Below are 24839 nucleotides of genomic sequence, written 5' to 3' on the forward strand. Positions count from 1 at the left end.
GCGCGATGCTGGTGGACATGCAGACCCGTACAGATCGAATCGCCGCCCACGACGGCTCCTTCGACGTCCGCGTGTGGCTTCCCGACTCCGGCACCGGCCCCGGGCTCCTCCTGGTGCAGGAGATCTACGGAGTGGGCCCGTACATCGAGAAGGTCGCCCTTGACCTGGCCTCCCGCGGTTACGTGGTGGCCGCGCCGGACCTGTTCTGGCGCCTGCGGCCACACTGGCAGGGCGAGCACACGCCCGAGGGCACACAGGCCGCGATCGAGCTGAGCGCGGGCTTCGATCTCGCGCAGGGCGTGGCCGACTGCGCGCTCACGGTCGCCCATCTGGACGCGCGGCCCGAGGTGAGCGGCGGCGTCGGCGCGCTCGGCTTCTGCCTGGGCGGCTCGATCGGCTACATGCTGGCCACCCAGGTCGAGATGGCCGCGGTCCTGTCCTTCTACGGCTCGGCCGTCCCCGACGCGACCGGCCTGATGGAGCGCATCGAGGCGCCGCTGCTGCTGGTGTTCGGCGGCAGCGACCCCTACATCCCGCGCGAGCGGGTTGCGGTCGTCGAGAAGGCCGCCGAGTCCAGGCCGAACGTGGTCATGCACGTCGAGGAAGAGGCCGGGCACGCCTTCCACAACAGCGAGTCGCCGATGTTCCACCACCCGGAGGCCGCGGAGCGTGCCTGGCGGGTGGCACTGGCCTTCCTTGAGGAGCATCTTCCCGCCCGATGAGACCTGTCCAGATGGACATCTTCCGGTACCCCTAGATCAATCGCCATCATGGTCGGATGGCGCGGACGTGGGAATTGTGGGGAAACGTCATTATTGCTGGTACGTTTGCGCTCCCCCTGGCCTTGCTAGCAATCTTGCTCCTCTCCCGCCACCGCGCCCGCGCCCGCCATCCGGCTGCCCTGCGCACCTCGATCGCCGACGTCGGCATCGCGGTCGGGACCGCTCCATGGATATGGATGATCCTCACGCCGTCGGACGGCCCGGCAGGGGTCGGCCTGGTCCCGCTCGCCGACCTCGCGGACCTCGCCGAGGCCCCGTGGGAGGCGGTGTCGGTGCAGGTCGGAGGCAACCTGCTGGTCTTCGCGGCGCTGGGCGCCCTGCTTCCCGTACGCAGCCGCGCCATGTCCTCGATCGCCCGCGTTGCGGCCATCGCGGCGGCATTTTCGGTCCTGGTCGAGGTGCTCCAGTATGTGCTGCGCCTGGGTCGTTTCTCGTCCGTGGACGACGTCATCCTCAACACGGCAGGCGCTGCGATCTTCGCTTTGGTTACTCGCCGCTGGTGGGCCGATCGAATACCGGCCGGGACCGTTCCACGGTAACGGTCCGCTAAAACATCGCGGAATTCACCACACGGGCACGATCCGCTCAAAATCAGCCCGCGACCATCGCTTGCTTCTGTGCGATCGTGGACAAGACGGGGCAAGTTCTCTGGAGACGCCACAACCTGGTTGGTGACAGAGGGTGATCAAAGTTGTCTGAATCCCCGGTACCCCACGAGCCCCCTATCTATCGACGCATCGCCGACGGTCTCCGCGCCCGGATTCTGTCCGGCGAACTGCGCGACGGGGACCGACTACCGGGCGAGAACGCGCTCATGGCCGACTACGCAATCGCACGAGCCACCGCCAGGCAGGCGCTTGCCGTACTGATCAACGAAGGGCTGGCGGTGCCCAGACGAGGTTCGGGGGTTTACGTGCGGCTGTTCAAACCCATACGCAGGCACGGCTCGCGCCGTCTGTCACGAGAGCAGTGGGGCCAGGGGCGGGCCATCTGGGACGCGGACACGCGTGGCCGGCCTTTCACCGTGGACCGGGTGGAGGTGGCGTTGGAGCGAGCCACGGAGGAGGTGGCGGGCGTCCTGGAGAGCGGCGAGGTATGGGTACGGCGGCGCCGCTACTCGGTGGACACCAGACCCGTGCAACTGGCCACGTCCTACTTCCCCGCCCATCTGGTCGAGGGCAGCGCGATCACCCTCGCGGACACCGGCCCGGGCGGCGTCTATGCCAGGCTGAGCGACCTGGGCGTCCCGCCCGCCCACTTCACCGAGGAGGTTCGGGCCCGGATGCCGGGGCCGCGCGAGAGCGGGCTGCTCGACCTACCGGGCGGCACCCCCGTCATCGTGATCTCGCGGACGGCGTACACGTCGGGCGGGTTGCCGATCGAGCTCAACGAGATGGTGCTGGACTCGGCGGCGTACGTACTCCAGTACGACTTCGACGCGTGATTCAAGCCGATCTGTCAAGCGATAGGTTGACCTGTCCGTCACGATCATTGAATTCTCTAGAGAGGTGCCGCATCTTCTAAGGAGATGGAAACCTCGCCTGGGGGCCCGGGAAAGGTGGACAGCGATGTCCTTTGATCGGCACCTTGCCGAAATCGCCCGGGAATACCCCCAGTGGACCATCTGGCGGAGCGATGCGGGCCGCTGGTGGGCCACGAGACACCATCCGCTCAGCGCGGCGCAGCGCGATGCCGGATGTGCGATGACCATCGACGCGGACGACCCGGACGGCCTGCGCGACCAGCTCCGGGACCAGGAGAGGCGGGCCGGCGAGCAGACCACGTGGCGGGCCGGCCCCGCACCTCCTTGACGCAGGTCGTGGAGCGTTCCGCGACCGGCGTACACAAGCAGCCCGGTGCCGGGTCCAGCGTCTCGGCGGCCCCGGTACCGGGCCCCCAAACAGGAGGGGCCACGAACGCGGAAGCCTCCGACCCTATCGGGGGCGGGGGCTTCCGCTCCCCACCCCCGTAGAGTCGTCGGCATGCTGTTCGAGCGGCGCCTGCGCGAGGGCATCCAGGATGGTTCGATCACCCTGGCCTTCAGGCGATGGAAACGTCCCCAGGTCACGGCCGGCGGGCGCTACCGCATGGGTCACGGGCTGATGGCGGAGGTCACCTCGGTGGCGGTGACCTCCGCCGAGGACGTGACGGAGGAGGAGGCCAGGGCGGCGGGCTATCCGGACCGCGCCGCCCTCCTCGCGGACCTCGCGGCGCGGGGCTCCGACCCCGTCCACCGCCTGGCGCTGCGCCTGGTGCGCGAGCCCGACCCGCGCGACGTGCTGGCCGCGAGCTCCACACTGGCCCAGGAGGAGGTGGCGGCACTCACCGCGCGGCTGGACCGGATGGGCCCCTGGGCGCTCCCCACGCTGCGGCTCATCGCCGCACGGCCCGGGGTGCGGGCCGGGGACCTGGCGCCGGAGGTGGGCCAGGACGTCGCCCGGTTCAAGCTCAACGTGCGCAAGCTGAAGGAGCTCGGCCTGACGATCAGCCTGGAGACCGGCTACCGCGTCTCACCACGGGGTGCGGCCTACCTGGCGGCCAGGCCCTGACCCCTGTCCCCACGGGGACAGGGGCGAGGCGGCCTGGTTACTTCTTCGCCTCCGACAGCCGGACGATGTGCACGTCCGTGTCGTCCGAGATGCCCTCTTCCTTGGGCTGCTGCTGCTCCTCGGGCTCGTCCTCCTCGACGATCACCCGCACGTCGTCCTGCGGGTTCTGCGGCGCCGGCGGCGTCGCGGCCTCGGGGACCAGCGGCCCGGCGTTCGACTCGCTGCGCATGAGGTCACCGAGCACCGAGCTGATCTCCGTCAGCCGCCGCACGACCTCGGTGTGCGTGTTGGACAGGTATTCGACCCGCCGCCCCGCCTGCTCGTCCAGCGCGGCGGTACGCTGCCGCGCGGCGGCCAGCATCGAGTCGGCCTCCCCGCGCGCTCCCGTCGTGAGCTGCTCGGCCTGCGCGGTCGCGGACTGCACCAGCTGCTCGGCCTGCGCGGTGGCGGACTGCACCAACTGCTCGGCCTGGGCGTGGGCGGACTGCAGTGACTGCTCAGACTCGGACCGGGCCGAGGAGAGCAGCTGCTCGGCTTCGGACCGCGCCTCCCTCAGCGTCTCCTCGGCCTCCGTGCGGGCGGCGGTGAGCTGCTCCTCCGCGTCGCTGCCCGCCTGGGCCAGCATCCGCTCGGCGGCCTGCGTGGCCTCGCTCACCCGCCGCTCGGCCTCCGCCTGCGCGGAGGTGAGGATCTTGTCGGCGGTCTCGCGGGAGCTCGTGACGAGCCGGTCGGCCTCCGACTTGGCCGCGTCGCGCACGCTGGCGGCCTCGGCCTCGGCGTCCTCGCGCTTGGACGCGGCCTCCTCCTCTCCGAGCCGGAGGATCTGCGCGAGTCTGGGGCTGAGGTCCTCGTAGCTCTGAGGGGTCTCGACCATGCGCCGCCTGGCCTCGGCCAGCTCGATGCGGCCCTGTTCCGCCTGGTCGATCGCCCGTGCCAGCCTCTCCTCCAGATCCCGTATCTGGTTACGGGTACGGATCATGTAGTCGTGGACCTGGCGGCGGTTGTAGCCGCGCATCACGACTTCGAAGGTGTCCTCTTGCATCAGATCGGGAATGCTCTCGTGCTGGTGTGTCATGGGGGTTACCTAAGGGTGGTTTGCGTGAGGCGGGGGAAAACTGCGGGTTGTGAGGGTCTGGCGACGAGACGTCAGGAAACGACTTTCCTGCCATCTGCCCACGTCCGCAACCCGAACGCCATACCCCGACCTGGAATTACGATGTGTCGAATGTACATAGCAGCGTTGGACAACGGAGCAGTCCCAGACATACACCCTGAGGCGTACATAGCCCCCAGCGCCGTCGTGGTCGGCAACGTACGCGTGGGCCGGGCGTCCAGCATCTGGTACGGCTCCGTTCTCCGTGGGGACGACGAGCGGATCGAGATCGGCGCGGAGTGCAACGTCCAGGACCTGTGCTGCCTGCACTCCGACCCCGGCGAGCCCGCGATCCTGGAAGACCGCGTCAGCCTGGGCCACAAGGCGATGGTCCACGGCGCCCACGTGGAGTCCGGCGCGCTGATCGGCATCGGCGCGATCGTGCTGGGGGGCGCCCACGTGGGGGCGGGCACGCTGGTGGCCGCCGGAGCGCTGGTGGGCCCCGGCAAGAAGATCCCCGCGGGCGTGCTGGTCGCGGGCGTGCCGGGCAAGATCGTGCGTGAGCTCACCGACGACGACCGCGACTCTTTCGCGCGTACGCCGGACAACTACATGGCCAAGGCGCTCAGGCACCGGCAGGCGTCATCGCTTTGATCAGGACCTCGTCCGACACCGACGCGCTGTTGAGCGGGTCGGCATATTCCGGCAGCTCCGGCCTCAGGAAGCGGACGAAGTCGACCGTGACCTCGAGGTCGGGCGTGCCCTTGACCTGCGTGGCGTTGGCCTTGGCCGCGTCCTTCTTGAGCAGGCTGTAGCTGTCCCAGTCGGTGTAGGCCGTGATCCCCCACTGGAGCACGTCAGGCAGGGTCGACGGCCAGCGCCGGCCCACCTTCCACTTCCCGCCGTCCTCCTTGTACAGCGCGACGAAGACCCGGCCCACCCTGGCCAGCGAGAGCTCCACCCACCCGCTCTTGACGGCCAGCTCCTGCGGTTTGGAGCTGCCGTCCTGGGTGTACTTCACCTCGACCTGGCCGCTCTTCTCGCCGGTGCCGGTGGTGACCGACACCCAGTTGGGCTTGGCGTACGAGTTGGGCTGGCGGGCCATCAGCCCCCCGAGCGAGAACTTCCGCTTGGGCTGGCCGCCCTTCTTGCCCTCGACCTTGATCCGGGCGTGCATGACGATGTCCCCGGCGAGCTCCTGGTAGACGAAGGGGCCCCGGAAGCCGTCGAACCAGGCCGAGGTCTTGGGCTCCAGGTACAGCGAGCCCTTCACGGTCTTGTTCACGTCGTACTTGGCGATCCGGTCGATGTCCTTCTCGGTCTCGCTGAGCTTGGTCCACATCGTCAGGTCGGCGGCCTTGTCGAACTCCGTGGAGGCCGCGCCGACCTCCCCACCGGGCGCCGGGGGCGTGGCGTTCTGTAGCGTGAGTATGCCGGGACCGGTGGGCGTCGGCCGCGCCGACGTGGACGTACCGCAACCGGAGAGCACGCTTACGACTGCCAACATCCCTGCTACCTTCGCCCTCATAGCGGACATTCTGCCGTGAAATGCCGATGGATGATCCGAGTACTCCCAGTACGATGACCGCCGTGCCACCCTGGGACGCGTTCACCGCCACAGAGGCGGAGGTCCGCGCGATGGTCGCGGACCCGCGCTGGCAGGGCCTTTCCGTGCCCGACCGCGCCCACGTGCTCGCTGCCAGAATTCTTGTGACCCCAGCCGGCGACCGATGGATCTTCGGGGCCCACGCCCGCTGGCACCTGCTCGACCCCGCCGACGGCCGCTGGCACCTGGCCCCGCCGCCGAGGGGCACGCGGGTCCGCCAGGTGGGGCACCCGGCGGCGGCCCTGCCGGACGACGTGGTGCCGGCCGGCCACGACTTCCACGCCGAGCCCGGCTCCGTCCAGTCGTTCGTCGGCCCCGACGTGCCCGAGAGCCTCACCGAGCAGGTCCGCGTGCTGGTACGCGCCGGCGGGCGCAAGTCGGAGCTGGACTACCCGCTGACGGCGTTCGACGAGATCTTCGCCTCCGACGTGCCGAGCACCGTGGCGGCCGTCTGGGGCACGATCATGTGGTGCGCGTACGCGCCGGCCTTCGACGGCAACGAGCGGCTGATCACCGTGTTCGGCGAATACCTACGCCGCCCGCTGCCCGGCGACGAGTGGGTGCGCTGGCTGCCCGCCCCGCCGCTCCTCGACCTCGTCACGCTCGTGGTCGAGCGGCTGCGGGCCGGGCGCTCGCGGGAGGCGCTCAGGCTGGCCGCCGTGATGGCGGACACGGCCCAGATCCTGCTGCTGGACACCCGCTTCAGGCCGCGGGCGCTGGCCCTGCTCACGATGGTGGAGCCCGTGCTGCGCCGGCCGGGGCTCGACGACGCGCACGACGCCGCCGAGCCGGTGCGCCGGGCGTGGCTGGGGCGCTGCCCGGCGCGGCTGTGCCGGGCCCTGCTCGTGGAGAACGACCCGGAGGCGCACTTCTCCCACGCCCTCTACGACCTCGTGGAGGCGCTGTCCTTCATGCCGGACCCGCGGGAGGCCGCGGCCGCGTTCCTGGCCGACCTGTCCGACTCCAGGGGGACGCTGCCGGGGCGGCTGGACCACCGGCTGCGGCTGGCGTACGAGGAGTTGCGGCGCGCGGGGCGCACCGGCACGTCCGCCGCCGAGTCGACGCAGCCGGAGGGCTTCCCGGTCCGTACGGGCGGGGTCTCGGTCGCGCCGGCCCCGGTGCTGGAGGTGGCGCCGCCGGACCGGGCGAGCGGGGCGGCGGTGCTCGGGGCCGCGTACGCCATGGGGCTCGCGTGGGGCCGGCTGACGGGGGCCAAGGTGCCGGAGCGGGGGCTGGCGGGGCAGGCGGCACTCGTCCGTAAGATCGTCCACGAACGCGACGATCACCACACCGGTCACGCCTAAACCACTAATACCGTTATTTCACCCTTACTCCCCCTATATCGTTCTAACACTTCTGATAACAGCAAATTCGCTGAATTGTGATCTCGGATTCGGGAAATGATCCTCCTGGGGGCCCCGCGGCGCGGAAAGGAATGACTCCGATGGGCCATGTCGCCGGAAGGGCCTCAGCCGTAACCTCGTAGAGGGTGTGGGCTGCGGAAGGAAGGACGACGCGGTGGGGCACGACGACCTGGACTCTCGGGTCCACGACCGTGTCGCGTTGGACGAGATTGCGCTCTACGCCGAGGTGCTCACGGCCGTGGCTGTCAGCGAGCGGCGGCTGACCTTGGACGAACTCGACGACGCGCTCGGATTGCGGACTTCGGCGAGCCGCTGAAGGACCAACACGATTACTAGCCCCGGGGACCTAGTTCCCGGCTCCAAAGGGGTCGGGAAGGCTGGTTTCCGGGGTTTCTCATAACTAGTCAATCCGCCGCCCGGTCCTCCGACTTACGGACGAGACGGCCACTCCTACGAGCGCACGAGGCGGGCGATCGCCGCCGAGGCCTCCTTCACCTTCGCCTCGGCCTCGGGCCCGCCGGTGTTGATCGCGTCGGTCACGCAGTGGGAGATGTGCTCCTCGAGCAGCCCCAGCGCCACCGCCTGCAGCGCCCGCGTCGCCGCGGAGACCTGGGTGAGCACGTCGATGCAGTAGGCATCGTCGTCGACCATGCGCTGCAGGCCCCTGATCTGCCCCTCGATCCGCCGCAGGCGCGTCAGATAGGCCTGCTTGTCCCCGCTGTACCCATGCATGGTTCTACGGTACCCGTAACAGGTATCCGCTAGCGGAGATCGGCGATGAGCTTCTCCCACTGCTCGGCCACCTCGTCGGCCGAGTGGCGCACCGCCGTGTCCCGCGCCCCCGCCGCGAGCGAGCGCCGCCTGCGCTCGTCGTCGATCAGCGCCAGCAGCGCCGCCGCGAACAGCTGCGGATCGCTGTCCACCTCGGGCACCAGCACGCCGTTGTAGCCCGTCGCCACGAACTCCCTGGGCCCCCTGGCCCCCTCGAAGGCCACCACGGGCACCCCGCACCCCATGGCCTCCAGCACGGTCATGCCCAGGTCTTCACTGTGCGAGGTGTTGGCCACGATCGACGCCTTGGCGAACTCGCCCGCCAGATCCGGCGTGGTGCCCATGAAGTAGACGTGGTTGTGCAGGTTGAGGTCGCGCACCAGCGCGCGCAACCGGCGCTCCTCGGGCCCGCCGCCGTAGAGCCGCAGCCGCCAGTCCGGCCGCTTGTCCGCCACGATCGCGAACGCCCGGATCAGCCGGTCGTAAGCCTTCATCGGCACCCACCGCCCGCCGGCGGCCACGATCCGGTTGTCCATCCGCGAGCGCGGCCACGGGCCGCTCGGGAGCGCGTCCAGCACGCTGTGCACGACGGGCCCGTCGCCGAGGAGCTTGGTCCACTCCTCCTGGGCCGACTCCGTGGCCGTCACGACGGCGCTCAGGCGCGGGTAGAAGCGTTGCACGGGACCCGGCACGGCCGGTCGGCCCCACTCCCGGGCGATCTTGATGGTCTCGCGCGGCGCGTGCCGGGCGGCCTGGACGCCGATCCCGGGCCGGGTCGTGATCAGGACGTCGGACCTGAGGTTGCGCAGCACCCGCCACAGCGCCACCTCAGTACGCACCTGGCCGCGCGGCAGCAGGTGCCTGACCCCCGGCCTGGCGTCGACCACGCTGCGCATGGTCACCTGCGGGCCGACGGGGAAGAACGGCTTCTCCTTCTGCCGCCTGATGCTGATCACCTCGACGTCGTGCCGCTCGGCGAGTGCGGTGGCGAGGTTCAGCGTGGCGCGGACGTCGCCCCGCATGGCGTACGCCGAGGCGAGGACCAGGCTGACCTTCATCCGCCGACCTCGATCCGCAGCTCGTCGTCCGCGGTGTAGCAGGGCTTGATGAGCACGCCGTCCACCCTGGCCGACGGGTAGTGCAGGCGGCGCCGCTTGCCGTCGACGTCGTCGAGCCGCGCGCCCAGCCGCAGCGGCGTGGGCACCCCGTCGACCTCCAGCGCGGGCTCCCAGGTGCCGGAGCTCGCCGCGCCGTCGGGGTCGGCGGCCAGCACGTCCACGAGGGAGACGGCGGCGTGGAAGCGCACGCCCTGCACCGTGGCCGTGGCCGACAGGTGGGCGCTGGTCTGCCGCCGGTCGAGCGTCAGGACGGCCTCGTGGCGGGAGTCGTCGTCCTCGAGCCCGGTGAAGGCCAGCAGGCCCATCACCTCGAAGCGGCCCTCCCTGAACCAGATGGAGCGCACCTCGGCCACCGGCTCGGCGTCGGAGATCTTCAGCGCCAGGAACCCGTTGCGGGTGCGGTAGGAACGGTAGGCGAGGGACCGTTTGCACAGCGCGTACGCGTCGAGGTGGTCGAGCGAGAAGCCCGGATCCACGCTGCGCAGCCTGCTGCGCTTGCCGTCATTGCGCAGATAGGCGTCCCAGCGCCCGGTGCTGAGCTCCAGCGGCGCCAGCGAGACCGCCAGCGTGGCCTCACGCGCCCGCGCGCCTGGACTGCCGAGCAGCACGTCGCGTTCCACCCCCGTGGTGCGATGCCTGAGAACGAGTTCGGTGCCGTCTTCCAGTGGTTCGTCGATGGCTAGTCGCAGGGAGAGCACGTCGGCCAGGGTGACCTCGGCGTCCGTGACGACGACGCCCATCACGAGCCCCCTCCCCGTCGAATAGAGCCATGCGACGTTGAGGTTACCGTGATTTTCCCGTTATGTGGATGCCGGATTTCGCGTAGACACACCCGTTGACAGGCGAAACTCCTCCACACCAGGTGTGGAGGAGTCCGACATCTCGTGGTCAGGAAGCTCCCTTGACCGACTTGATCAACAGCTGGGCCACGTCCACGACTTCGAGCGACTCCTTGGCCTCGCCGTTGTTCTTCTTCTCGTTGATCGCGTCACCGAGCATCACCATGCAGAACGGGCAGGCGGTGGAGACGGTGTCGGGATTCGTGGTCAGCGCCTCGTCCACGCGCTCGGTGTTGATGCGCTTGCCGATGCGCTCCTCCATCCACATGCGCGCGCCGCCGGCGCCGCAGCAGAAGCCGCGGTCCTTGTGGCGGTGCATCTCCTGGGTCTGCACGCCGGGCACCTTCGACATGATGTCGCGGGGCTGGGAGTAGACCTTGTTGTGGCGGCCGAGGAAGCACGGGTCGTGGTAGGTGATCTTCTCCTCGATCGGCGTGACCGGGGTGAGCAGGCCCTCGTCGACCAGCTTGGACAGCAGCTGGGTGTGGTGCACGACCTCGTACGTGCCGCCGAGCTGCGGATATTCGTTGGCGAGGGTGTTGAAGCAGTGGGGGCAGGTGGCCACGATCTTCTTCACGCCCGCGTCGTTGAGCGTCTCGATGTTCTGCTGGGCGAGCATGTTGAACAGGTATTCCATGCCCAGCCGCCGGGCCGGGTCACCGGTGCACGCCTCCATCGGGCCGAGCACCGCGAACTTCACGCCCGCGATGTGCAGCAGCTCCGCGACGGCCTTGGTGGTCTTCTTGGCCCGGTCCTCCAGCGCGCCCGCGCAGCCCACCCAGAACAGGTATTCGGCGTCCTCGGGCATCTTCTCCTCGACGACCTCGACCTCGAAGTCGAGCTCCTCGATCCAGTCGGCCCGCTTCATCTCGGACATGCCCCACGGGTTGCCCTTGTTCTCCAGGTTCTTCACCATCACCCCCGCCTCGGACGGGAACGACGACTCCACCATCACCTGGTAGCGGCGCATGTCGAGGATGTGGTCGATGTGCTCGATGTCCACCGGGCACTGCTCGACGCAGGCGCCGCAGTTGGTGCAGGACCACAGCACGTCGGGGTGGATCACGCCGTCCTCGCCGACCAGCGGCTTCTCCAGCAGCGCCAGCACGTCGGTGTCCTTGTGCTCGACACCGCCCGCGGCCGCCATCAGGTACGGCGCCACCTTGAAGGCGTGGTCACGCTGGTCGAGGATGAGCATCTTCGGCGACAGCGGCTTGTCGGTGTTCCACGCCGGGCACTGCGACTGGCAACGGCCGCACTCCGTACAGGAGTAGAAGTCGAGGAAGCCCTTCCACGTGGTGTCGCCGATCTTGCCGCGCCCGAGCCGCTCCGGGTCGAGGTCCTCGTCCTCGAAGTCGACCGGCTTGCCGTCCACGCGCATCTCCGGCGCGCCGCCCAGGCCGTCGGGGCGGCGCGAGAAGAGCACGTTGAGCGGGGCGGTGAAGATGTGCAGGTGCTTGGAGTTCACCACGATGACCAGGAACACCAGCATGAAGCCGATGTGCAGGAGCAGCGCGATCTCCTCCAGCAGCCCGCTCTGCGGCAGCACGTCACCGAGCGCGAGCGACACGAAGGCGCCCGAGGAGTAGGGGAAGTTGCCGTTGGCGGCGGCCGCGCCGCGGGCGAGGAAGAGCGTCCAGATGATGTTGAAGATCATGAACAGGACGAGCCACGCGCCGCCCAGGTGCGAGCCGGAGAAGCGGGAGTCGCGGCCGAGCGTCTTGGGCGAGTTCTTGATCCGGATGATCGCGAAGGCGACCAGGCCGAGCAGACACGCGACGGCGATGAAGTCCTGCAGGAAGCCGAGCACGCCCCAGGTCCCGATGAGCGGGATGTGGAAGTCGGGCCTGCCGGTGATCGCCCCCTGGATGATCGCGCCGTACGCCTCCACGTAGACGGTCAGCAGGATGAAGAACGCCCACATGACGAAGAAGTGGGCGGTGCCCGACGGCGTCCACTTGAGCAGCTTCTTCTGCCCGAACACCTCGACGAGCTGAGCCTTGAGCTCGTCGCCCACATGTGTCCTGGCATATTCGATGCGCTCGGGCGCGGGCGGTCCCACGGTCGCGAGCCTGTACAGGAACAGCGCCCTGCGGCCGGCCATTGCCACCGCCAGGACGGTCATGACGAGCCCGATGATGGCTACCCAGAGCACGGGGTCCTCCCACAGACGACGTTGGCTGTCAGCGTACGGTCACCCGCTGCGCAGGCATACGACCAGATCCTACCCACGAGTAACTTTACCGGTCTACGTGACATACCCTAAGGTCACCGACATATCCAGAACAATGCTCTAGGCGGTGAAGTACCTCTGGATGGTCGGCGCGAGCAGCTCGACCAGCTCGTCGTGACCGGCGCTGGCCAGCGGTTCCAGCTTGATGACGTAGCGGGCCATGATGACGCCGAGCATCTGCGCGAAGGCGGCCTCGACCCTCAGGTGCGGCACCCGCAGCCGGTCGGCCACTTGGAAGAGCAGGGCGTTCGTGATGAACTCCCGGAACATCGCGACCGCCTGGTCGTGGGTCACGGCCGAGCGGATCAGGGCCAGCAGCGGCTCCCTGGTCTCCTCGGAGGCGGTGACGCGCAGGATCATGCGTACGAGCCGCTCCCCGATCTCCTCGCGCGGCCCCTCCAGCAGCACCGGGAGGACGTCCTGCGGCGTGATCGGCAGGGCCATGGCCGCCGCGAACATACCGGCCTTGGTGTCGAAATAGTGGTGCACGAGGGCGGGATCGACCTGGGCCTCCCTGGCGATGCCGCGCACGGTGGCCTTGTCGAACCCCTTCTCGGCGAAGACCCTCCGCGCCGCGGTGAGGATCTCCCCCCGCGTGTCGGCCGACCCGGGCCTGCGCCCGGGACGCCGCTTCACCGTCACCGGCCCACCGCCAGGTAGACCCGCATCGGCACGGACAGCAGCCCCTCGGGGAACGCCTTGCGCAGCTCCACCCGCTGCCGCTCGACCAGCTCGTCGGCGCGCTCCTGCGACAGCGCCGCCATGTAGGAGTGGGAGCGCAGGTCGAGCAGGAAGTCCTCGATGCCGACCAGCCTGGTCCACGGGATCCAGCGCTCGGCGATCACCTCGAAGGCCGAGGCGATGGGCGGCACCGACCACTCCTCCACCGCGGGGCCCCAGTAGCTGGGAACCTCCTCCGCCAGGCGTGCCTCGTAGGCGGCCAGCCACTCGGCCTGCGCGGCGTGGTTGAGGTTCCAGCAGCCCGCGATCGCGCCCTCCGGCCGCAGCACCCGCCTGGCCTCGGCGATCGAGGCCACCGGGTCCAGCCAGTGCCACGACTGGGCGTACGTCACCAGGTCGGCCACCCCGTCGGCCAGCGGCAGCGCGTTGCCGTCCGCCAGCACGGCCGCGGCCGGGGCGCCCTCCTCGGCGCCGGTCCTGGACACCAGGCGCCGCAACATCGGCTCGCCCGGGTCCACCCCGATCACGCGCGCTCCGCGCGCCCTGAGCGCGCGCGTCATGATGCCGGTGCCCGCGCCGATGTCGACCGTGGTGGCGCCGTCCAGCGCGACGCCGGACACCTCGGTCAGCGCCCGGTAGAGCTCGTCGGGGTAGTGGGGCCGGCCGGCGTCGTAGGCGTCCGCCACGCGATCGAACGACCTGCCCAGATTCTTGATGGGACCTGTGTTCATGTGGATGCCGCCAGGTGCAGCCGGGCGAAGGCCAGCCCCTCCGCCAGGTCGTCGATCCGCTCGGTGCGGCTGGTCGCCTTACGGGTGTTGATCTCGAGGACCACCAGCCCGGAGTAGCCGTTGTTGGCCAGCCGCTCCAGCATCTGCGCGCACGGCTGGTTGCCCCTGCCGGGGACCAGGTGCTCGTCCTTGTTCGTCACGCCGATGCCGTCGGCCAGGTGCAGGTGCGCGAGCCGGTCGCCGAGCTTGACGGCCATCTCCATGGCGTCGGAGCCCGACACGGCGGTGTGCGAGAGGTCCAGCGTCACCTGCGGGAAGTCGTAGTCGATCGGGTTCCAGTCGGGCGAGTAGGGCACGACGTCGTTGCCCCTGGCCCGCAGCGGGAACATGTTCTCCACCGCGAACGTGACATCGGTCTCGTCCCGCATCCTGGCCAGCCCGGTCTCGAAGTCGCGGGCGTAGTCGCGCTGCCAGCGGAACGGCGGGTGGACGACGACCGTCGAGGCGCCCAGGCGTTCGGCCGCCTTCTGCGCCTTGACCAGCTTCGCCCATGGGTCACGGCCCCAGACCCGCTGCGTGACCAGCAGGCATGGCGCGTGAATGGCCAGGACGGGTATCTCGTAGTGCGCGGAAAGCCGCTCGATCACGTCGATGTCCTGGCTCACCGGGTCGGCGCCGACCATGATCTCGACGCCGTCGTAACCCAGGCGGGCGGCCAGCTCGAACGCGTCAGGAGTGCGTTCCGGATATACCGAAGCGGTGGACAATGCGATCTTCGCATTGGGCACGCGGATGACATCAGCCACGCTGCCAGCCTAAGCCGGAGAAGCCGATCTGGCGCGCGAGCCCCTGTGGTGAGGCGCGTTCCGGGTTACCGCTCCATCTACTGTTATGGCATGCCACGGATAGCGAAAGGTGCGATTCCCAGCCCGAACATCTGGAACACGCCCCAGGTCTACGAGCTGGAGAACCGCGCCGTCGATCCCGAGGGGGCGGCCGACGCGGCGATGCGCGCCCTGCGTCCCTGGGACGGCGCCACCGTGCTCGACATCGGCTGCGGCACCGGTTACCACCTGCCGGTCCTGGCCGCCCAGGCGGCGCGGGTGATCGGCGTGGAACCGCACGGCGACCTGGCCGCGCTGGCCCGCCGCCGCTGCGCGGGCCTGGCCAACGTGACCGTGCACGCCGCCGCCGCCCAGGACCTGCCGCTGCCGGACGCCGGGGTGGACGTGGCCATCGCGCGCTGGGCGTACTTCTTCGGTCCCGGCTGCGAGCCGGGGCTGCGCGAGCTGTCCCGGGTCGTACGCCGCGGCGGGGCGGCCTTCGTCGTGGACCTCGACGCCACGCGGGGGTCGTTCGGGCGCTGGTTCTCGCACACCGTGCCGACCTACTCCGCCCGCGAGGTCGAGGCGTTCTGGGATCTGCACGGCTGGCAGCGCCGGCCGCTCGACCTGCGGATGGCCTTCCAGCGGCGGGCGGACCTGGAGGCGGTGCTGCGCATCGAGTTCGCGCCAGAGGTGGCCGAGCAGGCCATCGCCGAGACGCCGGGCCTGGAGCTCCCCTACCCGAACGTTCTGCGCTGGCGCTACTTCTGAGGCTTGACCCTGACGCCGGTGTCAACGTTTACCGTGGTGGCATGCGCATCGGTGAGCTGGCGGAACGGACCGGAGTGAGCACCCGCTCGCTCCGCTACTACGAGCAGCACGGGCTGCTCAACGCCCGCCGCGGGTCCAACGGCTACCGCCACTACAGCGAGGACGACGTCAGGCTGGTGTCCGAGATCCGGGCCCTGCTCCAGATCGGTTTCACGCTGGAGGAGACGCGGCCGTTCGTGGACTGCCTGCGCCGGGGGCACAGCACCGGGGGGTCGTGCGCGGAGTCGGTCGAGGTCTACGAGCGCAAGCTCAGCGACATCGACCGGGAGATCCGCGTGCTGCTCGCCCGCCGCGCCGAGGTGGCCGCCCAGCTCGCCCAGTCGTGCCCAGGATGCTTTGTTAGGGGATGAAGATGATCACGTTGACCACGGACAACTTCGAGGAGCAGGTGCTCAAAAGCGACAAGCCGATGCTGGTCGACTTCTGGGCCGAGTGGTGCGGGCCGTGCCGGATGGTGGCGCCCGTGCTGGAGCAGATCGAGTCGGAGTACGGCCTGGCGATCGGCAAGCTGAACACCGACGAGAACCCCGAGATCATGGCCCGCTACGGGGTGATGGGCATCCCGACGATGATGTTGTTCGAGAACGGCGAGCCGGTCAGGCGGATCGTGGGCGCCAAGCCGAAGCGCATGCTGGTCTCGGAGCTGGGGCTGTCCCAGGAATAGTCGTGGATCGCCGGCGACTGTCGAAGATTGTCGGTGCCGGCCGCTAGCCTGCTCCGCATGGCCAAGACTGCCCAGAAGCCCGGATACCGCTGCGCGGAGTGCGGTTGGCGCACCACCAAGTGGGTCGGCAGGTGTGGAGAGTGCCAGGCTTGGGGCACGGTCGACGAGGAAGGCGCCCGCACCGGGGTCAACGTCGTCCAGGCGGGGGCCACCACCGCTCCGGCCCTGCCCATCGGCCAGGTCAAGGCGGAGATGGCGACTGCCCGCACGACCGGCGTGGCCGAGCTCGACCGGGTGCTGGGCGGCGGCCTGGTGCCGGGCGCGGTGGTGCTGCTGGCCGGCGAGCCGGGCATCGGCAAGTCCACGCTGCTGCTGGAGGCCGCGGCCCGCATCGCCGAGCGCACCACGGTCCTCTACGTGACGGGCGAGGAGTCGGCGGCCCAGGTGCGCCTGCGGGCCGACCGCATCGGCGCGATCCAGGACCAGCTCTACCTCGCCGCCGAGACCGAGCTGTCGGCCCTGGTGACCCACGTGGAGAAGGTCCAGCCCCAACTGCTCGTGGTCGACTCGGTCCAGACGGTCGGCTCCGCGCAGGCCACCGGCGTGCCGGGCGGCGTGACGCAGGTGCGCGAGGTCGCGGCCAACCTGGTGCGCCTGGCGAAGGAGCGCAACATGGCCACCGTCCTGGTGGGTCATGTCACCAAGGAGGGCTCCATCGCCGGCCCCCGCACGCTGGAGCACCTGGTGGACGTGGTGCTCAGCTTCGAGGGCGACCGCCACTCCAGGCTCCGCATGGTGCGAGCGATCAAAAACCGGTTCGGCCCCACCGACGAGATCGGCTGCTTCGACCTGCACGAGCGGGGCATCGAGGGCATCACCGACCCGAGCGGGCTGTTCGTCTCCCGGCGCAGCGAGCCGGTGCCCGGCACCTGCGTCACCGTCACGGTCGAGGGCACCCGCCCGCTGCCCGCCGAGGTCCAGGCCCTCGTCGCCCGCACCGAGGCGCAGCAGCCCCGGCGCTCGTCCTCCGGCCTCGACACCTACCGCGTGCAGATGATCCTCGCGGTCCTGGAGCGCCGGCTCAACGCCCGCCTCGGGGGCTGCGACGTGTTCACCGCGACGGTCGGCGGCATCAAGCTGGCCGACCCGGCCGTGGACCTCGCGCTCATGCTCGCCGTCGCCAGCGCCGCCGGTGACAAGCCGCTGCCACCCGGCCTGGTGGCGCTGGGCGAGGTGGGGCTGGCCGGCGAGCTGCGCCCGGTCAAGGACGTACGCAGGCGGCTGACCGAAGCGGCGCGACTCGGTTTCAAACGTGCCCTCGTGCCCGCGGGCTCCCTGGAGGAAGACACCCGCAGGCGCGGCAGCCAGCGCGCTCTGGTGCCCGTGGGGCCGGTGGCGTTCGCACCCGGGTTCGAGGTGGTCCAGGCGGAGAACGTCTGGGACGCTCTCACACACGTCACATAGCGCGGCTAAGCTGAGGTGACCGATCGACACGGGGGTCAGGTGGATAGGAGCTCGGACGACCGCCGTCGCGAAGCCCTGGCCGCTGTAGCGCCGGGCACACCTCTGCGCGACGGCCTGGAACGCATCCTGCGCGGGCAGACCGGCGGGCTGATCGTGCTCGGCTACAACAGGGTCGTCGAAGAGGTCTGCAGCGGCGGCTTCGAGCTCGACGTCGAGTTCTCGGCCACCAGGCTCCGCGAGCTGGCCAAGATGGACGGCGCCATCGTGGTGAGCGGCGACCAGAAGATCGTGCGGGCCGCCGTGCACCTCGTGCCCGACCCCTCCATCCCCACCGACGAGTCCGGCACCCGCCACCGCACCGCCCAGCGCGTGGCCAGGCAGACGGGCCTGCCGATCATCGCCATCAGCAAGTCGATGCGCATCATCGCCCTCTACCTCGACGGCATCCGCTACGTCCTGGAGGAGTCGGCGGCCATCCTGTCCAAGGCCAACCAGGCCCTGGCCACCCTAGAGCGCTACAAACACCGCCTCGACGAGGTCTCCGGCACCCTGTCGGCCCTGGAGATCGAAGACCTGGTCACCGTCCGTGACGTGTCGGCCGTGGCGCAGCGGCTGGAGATGGTCCGCCGCATCTCCGACGAGATCAAGGGCTACGTCGTCGAGCTCGGCACCGACGGCCGCCTCCTGTCCCTGCAGCTCGACGAGCTGGTGGCCGGCGTCGACTCCGAGCGCGAGCTGGTCATCCGCGACTACCTCCCGGCCCCCGCCGGCCGCCGCCAGCGACGCCTCCTGGAGGCTCTGCACGACCTCGACAAGCTGTCGGGCAGCGAACTCCTCGACCTCTCGGCCGTGTCCCGCGTCCTCGGCCACAACGGATCCGACCAGCTCGAAAGCCCGGTCAGCCCCCGTGGCTTCCGCCTCCTGGCCAAGGTGCCCCGCCTACCCGCCACGGTGGTGGACCGTCTGGTCAACCACTTCGGCGGCCTGCAGAAGCTTCTCGCGGCCAGCATCGACGACCTTCAGGCGGTCGGGGGCGTCGGGGAGTCCCGGGCGCGCAGCGTCCGCGAGGGCCTGTCCCGCCTCGCCGAGTCCTCCATCCTCGAACGCTACGTCTGAGCTTCGCCGGAGAGCGGCAACCCCCATACGCCTCGGGCATGACCCGACGCTCGCCCCGCAGGGACAAGGCGCCCATCACGCGCGCGCCGGGAGAGCGGGCGTGACGGGTCCCCGATCGGGCGGGACGTACGCGAAGCCGGGCTACCGGAGGTGGAAGACGCCCTTGGCGCTGCGCAGCTTGCCCATGCGGACCATGGCCACGTACGTCCCCGGCAGGGCCGCCGCCGGTGTGGCGCGGCAGTCGGAGCTGGAGCGCCGCCGGTCCCACTCCAGCGAACGCACGTACGGCACCCCCCGCTGCAGCTCCTTGACCTCGGCGCCCTCGCCGCTCACGCAGTCGGCGGTGGACCAGATGCGGTCCGCGCCCGAGGTGATGCGGACCTCCATGGCGCGCGGGCCCACGTCGGCCGTGCACATCACCGACCCCGTGTTCACCAGCGTGACCAGGAAGCCGGGCCGGGAGTCACCCGGGTAGATCTGCTCCTTGCCGCCCTGGAGGCTCAGCACCAGGTCCTCCTCGGCGCACGGCTCCCCGGCCCGCTTCGGACGCTGCGTGGGCGTCGCCTTCGGGGTCGTGGGGGTCGGGGACGGGCTGGCCGTGCCCATGGCGAGCGTACGGAGGCCCGCCAGCAGCGGATCGACGGCAGGGGTGGCACTCGTGCCCGCGCTCACGCTCGCGCTGGGTGAGGACTGCGCGCTGGACGAGCGTTCGGGGCCGCTGCCTCCGCTGGAGCACGCCCACGCCACAACGGCCACCACGACGAGCACCGCCACCAGCACGCTCATCCGGCGCCGCCAGTAGATGTCACCGCCGTCGCCACGCATCGTATCCGGATCCATACACCAAGGATGGTGAGCGGCCGACGACGCAGAGTGACGACACGCCGAGCTTGGCCATCTCGCAATACCCTTGACCGCGTGGTTGAGCCGAACCTCCTGCACGCGCCCGTTCTGGACTGGTACGAGGACAACGCCCGGGACCTCCCGTGGCGGGCGACCGACGCGACCCCGTGGGGCGTGCTGGTCAGCGAGATCATGCTCCAGCAGACCCCGGTCGTACGCGTCCTGCCCATCTGGCACGAGTGGATGGAACGCTGGCCCACGCCCAAGGCGCTGGCCGCCGAGCAACCCGGCGAGGCCGTACGCCACTGGGGCCGCCTCGGCTACCCCCGCCGCGCGCTGCGCCTGCACGCCTGCGCCCGGGCGATCACCGAGGAGCACGGCGGCGAGGTGCCGTCCGACCACGCGACCCTGCTGGCGCTGCCCGGCATCGGCGAGTACACCGCGGCCGCCGTCGCCAGCTTCGCCTACGGCGGCCGGCACGCCGTCCTCGACACCAACGTCCGGCGCGTCTTCGCCAGGGCGGTCCGCGCGGAGGAATACCCGCCCACCGCCACCTCGGCGGCCGAGCGGCGGCTGGCGGAGAGCCTGCTGCCCGAGCTGGGCGCCGCCCGCTGGGGAGTGGCGGTGATGGAGCTGGGCGCCCTGGTCTGCACGGCGCGCGCCCCGCGCTGCGCCGACTGCCCGATCACCCACCTGTGCGCCTGGCGCCTGGCGGGCAAGCCCCCGCACACCGGCCCCGCACGCAAGGGCCAGACGTACGCGGGCACCGACCGCCAGTGCCGGGGCCGCCTGCTGGAGGTGCTGCGCTCGGCCCACGGCCCGGTGCCCAAGGCCGCGCTGGACGCGGTGTGGGACGATGCGGTGCAGCGCGAGCGCGCCCTGGACGGCCTGGTCGCCGACGGCCTCGCCGAGGCCCTGGACGACGGCACCTACCGCCTCCCCCACGCCTGACAACCCCCTGCACCCACCAGGCCGCCCCTCCTAGCTCCCCGACACCCAGGCGGACCATCGTCTCCATCGGCTCCCCCGCACCAGCCGGGCCGCCGTCCCTCCGGCTTCCCGGGCGCCAGCCGGATCGCCGCTCCTACGGGCTCCCCGGCGCCCAGGCGGGCCATCGTCCCCACCGGCTCCCCCACACCAGGCGGGCCGCCATCCCCCGGCTCCCTGGGCACCCGGCGGGCCGTCCCTCCTACCGCCGGCTCCCGTGCGCGGCCGGTGGTCGCCGGGCGGGGGAGCTCATCGCACCCAGGGCGGTACGAGGCGCTCGGCGTCCTTCGGGGCCAGGTCGCACGCGTCCGGCTCCGAGACCCCGCCGGGGTTGTACGCCTGAGCCCCCGCCGGGGCGACCACCACCGACACGAACCCGCGCTCGGCATCGGCGAACATCTGCCGGCTCACATCCGCCGGCAGCACCATCGTGTCGCCGGCGCCCACCTCGTACCGCTCGCCGCCCAGCTCCACCACGGCACCCCCGTCGAGCCACGTCCACACCAGCTCGGCATCGAACGCGTGCACCGGCCCGACCATGCCCGGCCTGGCGTCCACCCGCCAGACGGCCTGCCCCGCCTGTCCCTGCGTCGGGGAGGCGAGGGTGGTCATGACCCCGTTGGGCGTCTCGACCTTGCGGGACTCACCCGCGAGAACAACGGACATCGATCTCTCCTCACTCTCACGCGATCCACGGCGGAACGCCGTAGTCGGCACCGTCCGGGGCGAACGCGCGGGCACCGGCCGCGGCCGTGACGACGGCGGTGTACCCGGTGCCGGGATCGGCCAGGACGCGCCGTACCGTACGGGCCGGCATGACGACCGTGTCCCCGGCGGCGACGGCGTACGTCTCCCCGCCCAGCTCGACGGTCGCCGCCCCGGCGACCCAGCTCCACACCTGCTCGCTGTCGAAGTCGTGCACCGGCCCCTCGGCGCCGGGCCGGGCATCGACCCTCCACAGGGCCCTGGAGGCCCCTCCCTGCGTCGGCGAGGCGAAGGTCGTCATGACCCCGCCAGGAGTCTCCGACCGCCTCGCCTCGGCATCACGTATGACGGACACGCCGCTTTACCCCCTAAGATAGGCAACCACGTTGTCCATATAGTTAACCAGGTTGTCTATCGTGTCAACATACGGCTTCGAACTCCCGCTACGCCTGCTGCTCGCGTTCCGCACGCTGATCGACGAGCTGCACGCCGAGCTCGCCCGGCAGGGCCATCCGGACATGCGGCCCATGCACGGATTCGTCATGCAGGCGATCGGCCCCGGCGGCACCACGGCCGTCGAGCTGGGCCGTACGCTGGGCGTCTCCAAACAGGCCGCGGGCAAGACCATCGACACCCTGGAGCGCGTCGGCTACGTCGAACGCACCACGGACCCCCACGACAGCAGACGCAAGATCGTCCGCCTGACCCCGTACGGGATGGACGCGCTCAACCGCTCGGCCCGCATCTTCGACGAGCTGCGCGCCCGCTGGGCCGGCGAGCTCGGCGAGGACCGCCTGAGCGCCCTGGAGTCCGACCTGCGCAGGATGACCCCGGGCAACCCCTGGCGCCTGGACACGCCGGGGTGGTTCGGCAACCTCTAGACAACCGGTCCTGAACGACCGGTCCTGAACGACCGGTCCTGAACGACCGACATTCTCCTGGCGGCCGGCTCTGGAGGGCCGCCGGCAATCTCCTGGCGGACGGTCCTGGAGGGCCGCCGGCAATCTCCCGGCGGACGGTGGTCCTACGCGGCCAGCTGCAGGCCCAGGCTGGTCAGGCTCGTACGCGCCCAGGCCAGCTCCTCGGCCAGCAGCGACACCAGCGCCCCCGGCCCCTTGGCCCGCCCGGGGACGGTCAGGTTGTGCGTCTCCACCTCGATGTGAGCGCTGCCGCTCACCGCGCCCGACAACATCGCCGTGAGCGTGTCGTGCAGCACGGCACCCGTGTTCGGCGTCTCGCCGGTGTGGTTGTGCACGTGGCCCAGCTTGACCACGGGCGCCCCGGCCTTGGCCAGCCCCTTCAGCGCCGCGCCCGGCTCCTCGTCACCGCAGGCGAGGTGGCAGGCGTCCAGGCACACGCCCAGGTGCTCGGAGTCGATGCCGCCCACCCGCTCGAGCGCCTGCTCGGTGGTCTCCAGCACGCACCCCGGCCACGGCTCGAACCCGACCCTGATCGTCTTGCCGGTCGTGCTGTAGATACCGCGCAGCTCACGCGCCAGCCGCTCGAGGCGACGGGTCGCGATGGAGTGCAGGTCGGCGGGCCAGTCGCGGCGCCAGCCGATCGGGATCGTGGAGATGCTGCCGAACCGTACGTCCTCCGGCAGCAGGAACGCCAGGATCTTGGCCAGCGCCATCGTGTAGCGGTAGCGCTCCGGCTTGGCCCAGTCGGGCCCCGGGACCTCCTGGTTGCGGCCGCCGGTGCCGTTGAGGCTGACGACCTCCAGCCCGCGCTCCTCCAGGGAGCGGCGCAGCCGTACGAGCTCGATGCGGTCGGCCGTGAGGTGGTCGGCGACGCTCGGGGACAGCCACAGCCCGATGCCCATCCGCTCCACACCCAGCCGCTTGCGCACCGGGACCGCGTATCGGGTCAGGTGCGCGATGAGGTTCTCCAGGTCCTCAGCGGGGTGGACGCCTGCGTTGTAGGCGAGGTGAACGAGCGTTCCGTCATCGTGACGCAGGCGCATCGGTTTCCTCCACGGCTTGCTTGTGTGTGTTCCCGTCGCCCGCATCGGACGTGCGAACCCTGCGAGCATGCCTGCTAGCTGATGTCTCGCGCGTCCGCCCTGAGTTGATTTCTCACTACTCCCCGGGGAGCAGCCCTCAACTTAGGAACACGATCTTGTGGCTCACTTGGATGAGACTTGGTGAAGCTCTACGCAGTGTAGTACTACTCGCGGTGGCGGTATACCCGCACACCCAACATTTACGCAACGACGGCAACCTTCTCACTTCTCCCAAATCCCGGAAGTGAGGATCGCCAAGACGCCGTACGTGCCGCCCATCGCCTCGTGCGGCGAACATCGGACATAGGGGGAGGGATTGCCCGGACACGTCCCTATAGGCCCCCAGGGACGATCTCAGACCCGCCGCGCCCCTCCCCCGCCACCGCCGACGGCCGGCCGTGACTCCCCTCCCCGCCACGGCCGACGGCCGACCATGGCCCGGAACGCCTGGACGCGCCTGGCAGGCCCGCCCAAGCCATCACTATCGAGCGGGCACGCTCACGCGCCCGGCGTCACCCGCGCGGCCACGTTGATCCGGTTCCAGGTGTTGATCATCGCGATGGCCACCACGAGCACCGCGAGCTGCTCCTCGCTGTAGTACTCGGCCGCCTGCTGCCACACCGCGTCCGGCACCGCCTCGCGGTCGGCCAGCCTGGTCGCCTCCTCCGTCAGCGCCAGTGCGGCCCGCTCCTCCGGCGTGAACACCGTGGCCTCGCGCCAGGCCGCCACCATCCAGAGCCGCTCGTCGCTCTCGCCGGCCTTCTTCATGTCCCGGCTGTGCATGTCCACGCAGTAGGCGCAGCCGTTGATCTGGCTGGCCCGCAGCTTGACCAGCTCAAGGGTGGCGGTGGGCAATCCGCTGTCGTGCAGCAGCTTCTCGACCGAGAAGAAATGGCGGTAGATCTCGGGAACGTGCTTGGCGACGTTGATCCGCTGAGTCATGGGAACCTCCGTAATTTCGTCGTACGCAGCTAGGACAGGACAGCCCGTCCCGCTGTGACAGCTCCCGGCGAAAAAGGTTCGCACCAGGGCCCCTACCCCTGGCCTCGGCTCTCTCGGCCCCGCCCGACCCCACGGGCCCGCCCATCGCAGCAGCGCCACTTTCCCGGTTCCCGCCCCGACGCCGGCGCAGCGCGGCGCCCATGAGCGGTACGGCCGCCCCCCGTACGCCAAAGGCGACGACGGCGGACAGACCCGGGTGGGACGACGGGACGATGGGCAGCCCCTTCGAGGTAGTAGCGGGCAGCCGAATTCGATATGCACCGCTCACGCGAAACCCTGTACGGGCACGCGAAAAGCCCCCGCGTGAGTTTCCTCACACGGGGGCTTCCGTCAGAACGTGGTCAGTTCTGGATCGGAGCGGCGATCGCGGCAGCCGAGTCCGGGATCTTCGAGGACGTCTCGCCCTTGAAGAGGAACTTGGCGTTGTCGCCCTCGCCCTCGATCGTCACCTTCACGACCTGCCCCGGCCGGAGCTCGCCGTAGAGGATCTTCTCCGACAGCGAGTCTTCCAGCTCGCGCTGGATGGTCCGGCGCAGCGGCCGGGCGCCCATGACGGGGTCGTAACCCCGGTCGGCCAGCAGCTGCTTGGCCTCGGGCGAGACCTCGAGCCCCATGTCGCGGTCCTTCAGCCTGG

General features: G+C 70.3%; 28 protein-coding genes and 1 pseudogene. 14 read left to right on the forward strand and 15 right to left on the reverse strand.

The window, feature by feature from the left end; translation table 11 throughout:
- Positions 1-17 precede the first annotated feature (17 nt).
- The 4 genes from ACTWPW_RS48305 to ACTWPW_RS48320 all read left to right on the forward strand — a co-directional run bounded on the left by ACTWPW_RS48305 (position 18) and on the right by ACTWPW_RS48320 (position 3331).
- A complete protein-coding gene (locus ACTWPW_RS48305) occupies positions 18-722 on the forward strand; it encodes a dienelactone hydrolase family protein (protein WP_375110707.1) in 705 nt (234 codons plus the stop codon).
- Positions 723-778: 56 nt separating this feature from the next.
- Complete coding sequence (locus ACTWPW_RS48310) at positions 779-1321, forward strand: VanZ family protein (RefSeq protein ID WP_443172761.1); 543 nt, start codon at positions 779-781, stop codon at positions 1319-1321.
- 152 nt (positions 1322-1473) lie between these two features.
- Positions 1474-2226: a GntR family transcriptional regulator gene (locus tag ACTWPW_RS48315; protein WP_364114247.1), complete on the forward strand. Its 753-nt coding sequence runs from the start codon at positions 1474-1476 to the stop codon at positions 2224-2226.
- A 538-nt stretch (positions 2227-2764) separates the two neighbouring features.
- Positions 2765-3331 (forward strand): hypothetical protein, encoded by a 567-nt coding sequence (locus ACTWPW_RS48320; RefSeq protein WP_375110705.1) that lies wholly within the window; start codon positions 2765-2767, stop codon positions 3329-3331.
- Between the two features lie 37 nt (positions 3332-3368).
- On the opposite strand, the gene ACTWPW_RS48325 is transcribed toward ACTWPW_RS48320, so the two are convergent.
- A complete protein-coding gene (locus ACTWPW_RS48325) occupies positions 3369-4406 on the reverse strand; it encodes a hypothetical protein (protein ID WP_375110704.1) in 1038 nt (345 codons plus the stop codon).
- Between the two features lie 150 nt (positions 4407-4556).
- Here ACTWPW_RS48325 and ACTWPW_RS48330 point away from each other — a divergent pair, with 150 nt between their 5' ends.
- Positions 4557-5078, forward strand: a complete 522-nt coding sequence (locus tag ACTWPW_RS48330) for a gamma carbonic anhydrase family protein (protein ID WP_364114253.1) — start codon at positions 4557-4559, stop codon at positions 5076-5078.
- Here the strand turns inward: ACTWPW_RS48330 and ACTWPW_RS48335 are convergent.
- Positions 5050-5931 (reverse strand): hypothetical protein, encoded by an 882-nt coding sequence (locus tag ACTWPW_RS48335; RefSeq protein WP_375110703.1) that lies wholly within the window; start codon positions 5929-5931, stop codon positions 5050-5052. The genes ACTWPW_RS48330 and ACTWPW_RS48335 overlap by 29 nt on opposite strands.
- Before the next feature lie 74 nt (positions 5932-6005).
- Between ACTWPW_RS48335 and ACTWPW_RS48340 the strand changes: the two genes are divergently transcribed.
- Together ACTWPW_RS48340 and ACTWPW_RS48345 are read left to right on the forward strand one after the other, a co-directional pair.
- Positions 6006-7334, forward strand: coding sequence for a hypothetical protein (locus tag ACTWPW_RS48340; protein ID WP_443172762.1), 1329 nt, complete (start codon positions 6006-6008; stop codon positions 7332-7334).
- 214 nt (positions 7335-7548) lie between these two features.
- The gene (locus ACTWPW_RS48345) at positions 7549-7710 is read left to right on the forward strand and encodes a hypothetical protein (protein WP_020540796.1); all 162 of its coding nucleotides are present in this window, start codon (positions 7549-7551) and stop codon (positions 7708-7710) included.
- A gap of 134 nt (positions 7711-7844) precedes the next feature.
- Here the strand turns inward: ACTWPW_RS48345 and ACTWPW_RS48350 are convergent, their stop codons facing one another.
- The 7 genes from ACTWPW_RS48350 to ACTWPW_RS48380 form a co-directional block, all read right to left on the reverse strand.
- The gene (locus tag ACTWPW_RS48350; protein WP_364114259.1) at positions 7845-8126 is read right to left on the reverse strand and encodes a metal-sensitive transcriptional regulator; all 282 of its coding nucleotides are present in this window, start codon (positions 8124-8126) and stop codon (positions 7845-7847) included.
- Positions 8127-8155: 29 nt separating this feature from the next.
- Positions 8156-9223 carry a glycosyltransferase gene (locus tag ACTWPW_RS48355; RefSeq protein ID WP_443172763.1) on the reverse strand — a complete coding sequence of 356 codons (1068 nt, stop codon included), beginning with the start codon at positions 9221-9223 and terminating at the stop codon, positions 8156-8158.
- Positions 9220-10023, reverse strand: a complete 804-nt coding sequence (locus ACTWPW_RS48360; RefSeq protein ID WP_364114263.1) for a hypothetical protein — start codon at positions 10021-10023, stop codon at positions 9220-9222. Before ACTWPW_RS48360 ends, ACTWPW_RS48355 begins: the two co-directional genes overlap by 4 nt.
- Positions 10024-10171: 148 nt before the next feature.
- On the reverse strand, positions 10172-12277 hold the full coding sequence (locus ACTWPW_RS48365; protein WP_443172764.1) for a (Fe-S)-binding protein: 2106 nt from the start codon (positions 12275-12277) through the stop codon (positions 10172-10174).
- A gap of 138 nt (positions 12278-12415) precedes the next feature.
- Positions 12416-12997 (reverse strand): TetR/AcrR family transcriptional regulator, encoded by a 582-nt coding sequence (locus ACTWPW_RS48370; RefSeq protein WP_364114267.1) that lies wholly within the window; start codon positions 12995-12997, stop codon positions 12416-12418.
- Positions 12994-13767, reverse strand: a complete 774-nt coding sequence (locus ACTWPW_RS48375) for a class I SAM-dependent methyltransferase (RefSeq protein WP_443172765.1) — start codon at positions 13765-13767, stop codon at positions 12994-12996. Before ACTWPW_RS48375 ends, ACTWPW_RS48370 begins: the two co-directional genes overlap by 4 nt.
- Positions 13764-14573, reverse strand: a complete 810-nt coding sequence (locus ACTWPW_RS48380; protein WP_364114271.1) for a sugar phosphate isomerase/epimerase family protein — start codon at positions 14571-14573, stop codon at positions 13764-13766. The genes ACTWPW_RS48375 and ACTWPW_RS48380 overlap by 4 nt, the downstream gene beginning before the upstream one ends.
- Before the next feature lie 90 nt (positions 14574-14663).
- Between ACTWPW_RS48380 and ACTWPW_RS48385 the strand changes: the two genes are divergently transcribed.
- The 5 genes from ACTWPW_RS48385 to disA are packed head-to-tail and all read left to right on the forward strand — an operon-like array spanning position 14664 to position 18666.
- The gene (locus tag ACTWPW_RS48385; protein WP_375110698.1) at positions 14664-15362 is read left to right on the forward strand and encodes a class I SAM-dependent methyltransferase; all 699 of its coding nucleotides are present in this window, start codon (positions 14664-14666) and stop codon (positions 15360-15362) included.
- 41 nt (positions 15363-15403) lie between these two features.
- Positions 15404-15772, forward strand: a complete 369-nt coding sequence (locus tag ACTWPW_RS48390) for a MerR family transcriptional regulator (protein ID WP_375110697.1) — start codon at positions 15404-15406, stop codon at positions 15770-15772.
- 2 nt (positions 15773-15774) lie between these two features.
- Positions 15775-16086 carry a thioredoxin gene (trxA, locus tag ACTWPW_RS48395; protein WP_375110696.1) on the forward strand — a complete coding sequence of 104 codons (312 nt, stop codon included), beginning with the start codon at positions 15775-15777 and terminating at the stop codon, positions 16084-16086.
- A gap of 57 nt (positions 16087-16143) precedes the next feature.
- Entirely contained in the window at positions 16144-17550 is a 1407-nt protein-coding gene (gene radA, locus ACTWPW_RS48400) for a DNA repair protein RadA (protein WP_375110695.1), read from the forward strand.
- A 39-nt stretch (positions 17551-17589) separates the two neighbouring features.
- Positions 17590-18666 carry a DNA integrity scanning diadenylate cyclase DisA gene (gene disA, locus ACTWPW_RS48405; RefSeq protein ID WP_364114281.1) on the forward strand — a complete coding sequence of 359 codons (1077 nt, stop codon included), beginning with the start codon at positions 17590-17592 and terminating at the stop codon, positions 18664-18666.
- Between the two features lie 141 nt (positions 18667-18807).
- Here disA and ACTWPW_RS48410 read toward each other — a convergent pair whose 3' ends face one another.
- A complete protein-coding gene (locus ACTWPW_RS48410; RefSeq protein WP_364114283.1) occupies positions 18808-19506 on the reverse strand; it encodes a hypothetical protein in 699 nt (232 codons plus the stop codon).
- Between the two features lie 78 nt (positions 19507-19584).
- Here ACTWPW_RS48410 and ACTWPW_RS48415 point away from each other — a divergent pair, with 78 nt between their 5' ends.
- Positions 19585-20460: an A/G-specific adenine glycosylase gene (locus ACTWPW_RS48415; protein ID WP_375110693.1), complete on the forward strand. Its 876-nt coding sequence runs from the start codon at positions 19585-19587 to the stop codon at positions 20458-20460.
- Between the two features lie 285 nt (positions 20461-20745).
- Here the strand turns inward: ACTWPW_RS48415 and ACTWPW_RS48420 are convergent, their stop codons facing one another.
- Positions 20746-21162: a cupin domain-containing protein gene (locus ACTWPW_RS48420; RefSeq protein WP_375110692.1), complete on the reverse strand. Its 417-nt coding sequence runs from the start codon at positions 21160-21162 to the stop codon at positions 20746-20748.
- A gap of 16 nt (positions 21163-21178) precedes the next feature.
- Positions 21179-21502, reverse strand: a complete 324-nt coding sequence (locus ACTWPW_RS48425; protein ID WP_375110691.1) for a cupin domain-containing protein — start codon at positions 21500-21502, stop codon at positions 21179-21181.
- 115 nt (positions 21503-21617) lie between these two features.
- On the opposite strand from ACTWPW_RS48425, the gene ACTWPW_RS48430 reads away from it, so the two are divergent.
- Positions 21618-22082, forward strand: a complete 465-nt coding sequence (locus tag ACTWPW_RS48430) for a MarR family winged helix-turn-helix transcriptional regulator (protein WP_375110690.1) — start codon at positions 21618-21620, stop codon at positions 22080-22082.
- A gap of 143 nt (positions 22083-22225) precedes the next feature.
- On the opposite strand, the gene ACTWPW_RS48435 is transcribed toward ACTWPW_RS48430, so the two are convergent.
- The 3 genes and pseudogenes from ACTWPW_RS48435 to ACTWPW_RS48445 form a co-directional block, all read right to left on the reverse strand.
- Positions 22226-23164 carry a sugar phosphate isomerase/epimerase family protein gene (locus ACTWPW_RS48435; RefSeq protein WP_364114293.1) on the reverse strand — a complete coding sequence of 313 codons (939 nt, stop codon included), beginning with the start codon at positions 23162-23164 and terminating at the stop codon, positions 22226-22228.
- 537 nt (positions 23165-23701) lie between these two features.
- Positions 23702-24145: a carboxymuconolactone decarboxylase family protein gene (locus ACTWPW_RS48440; protein ID WP_443172766.1), complete on the reverse strand. Its 444-nt coding sequence runs from the start codon at positions 24143-24145 to the stop codon at positions 23702-23704.
- A 401-nt stretch (positions 24146-24546) separates the two neighbouring features.
- A pseudogene (locus ACTWPW_RS48445) lies at positions 24547-24839 on the reverse strand (ATP-dependent Clp protease ATP-binding subunit ClpC); the annotation flags it as partial.

Origin of the sequence: Nonomuraea sp. KM90 (assembly GCF_052246675.1) — a bacterium.
GTDB lineage: Bacteria > Actinomycetota > Actinomycetes > Streptosporangiales > Streptosporangiaceae > Nonomuraea.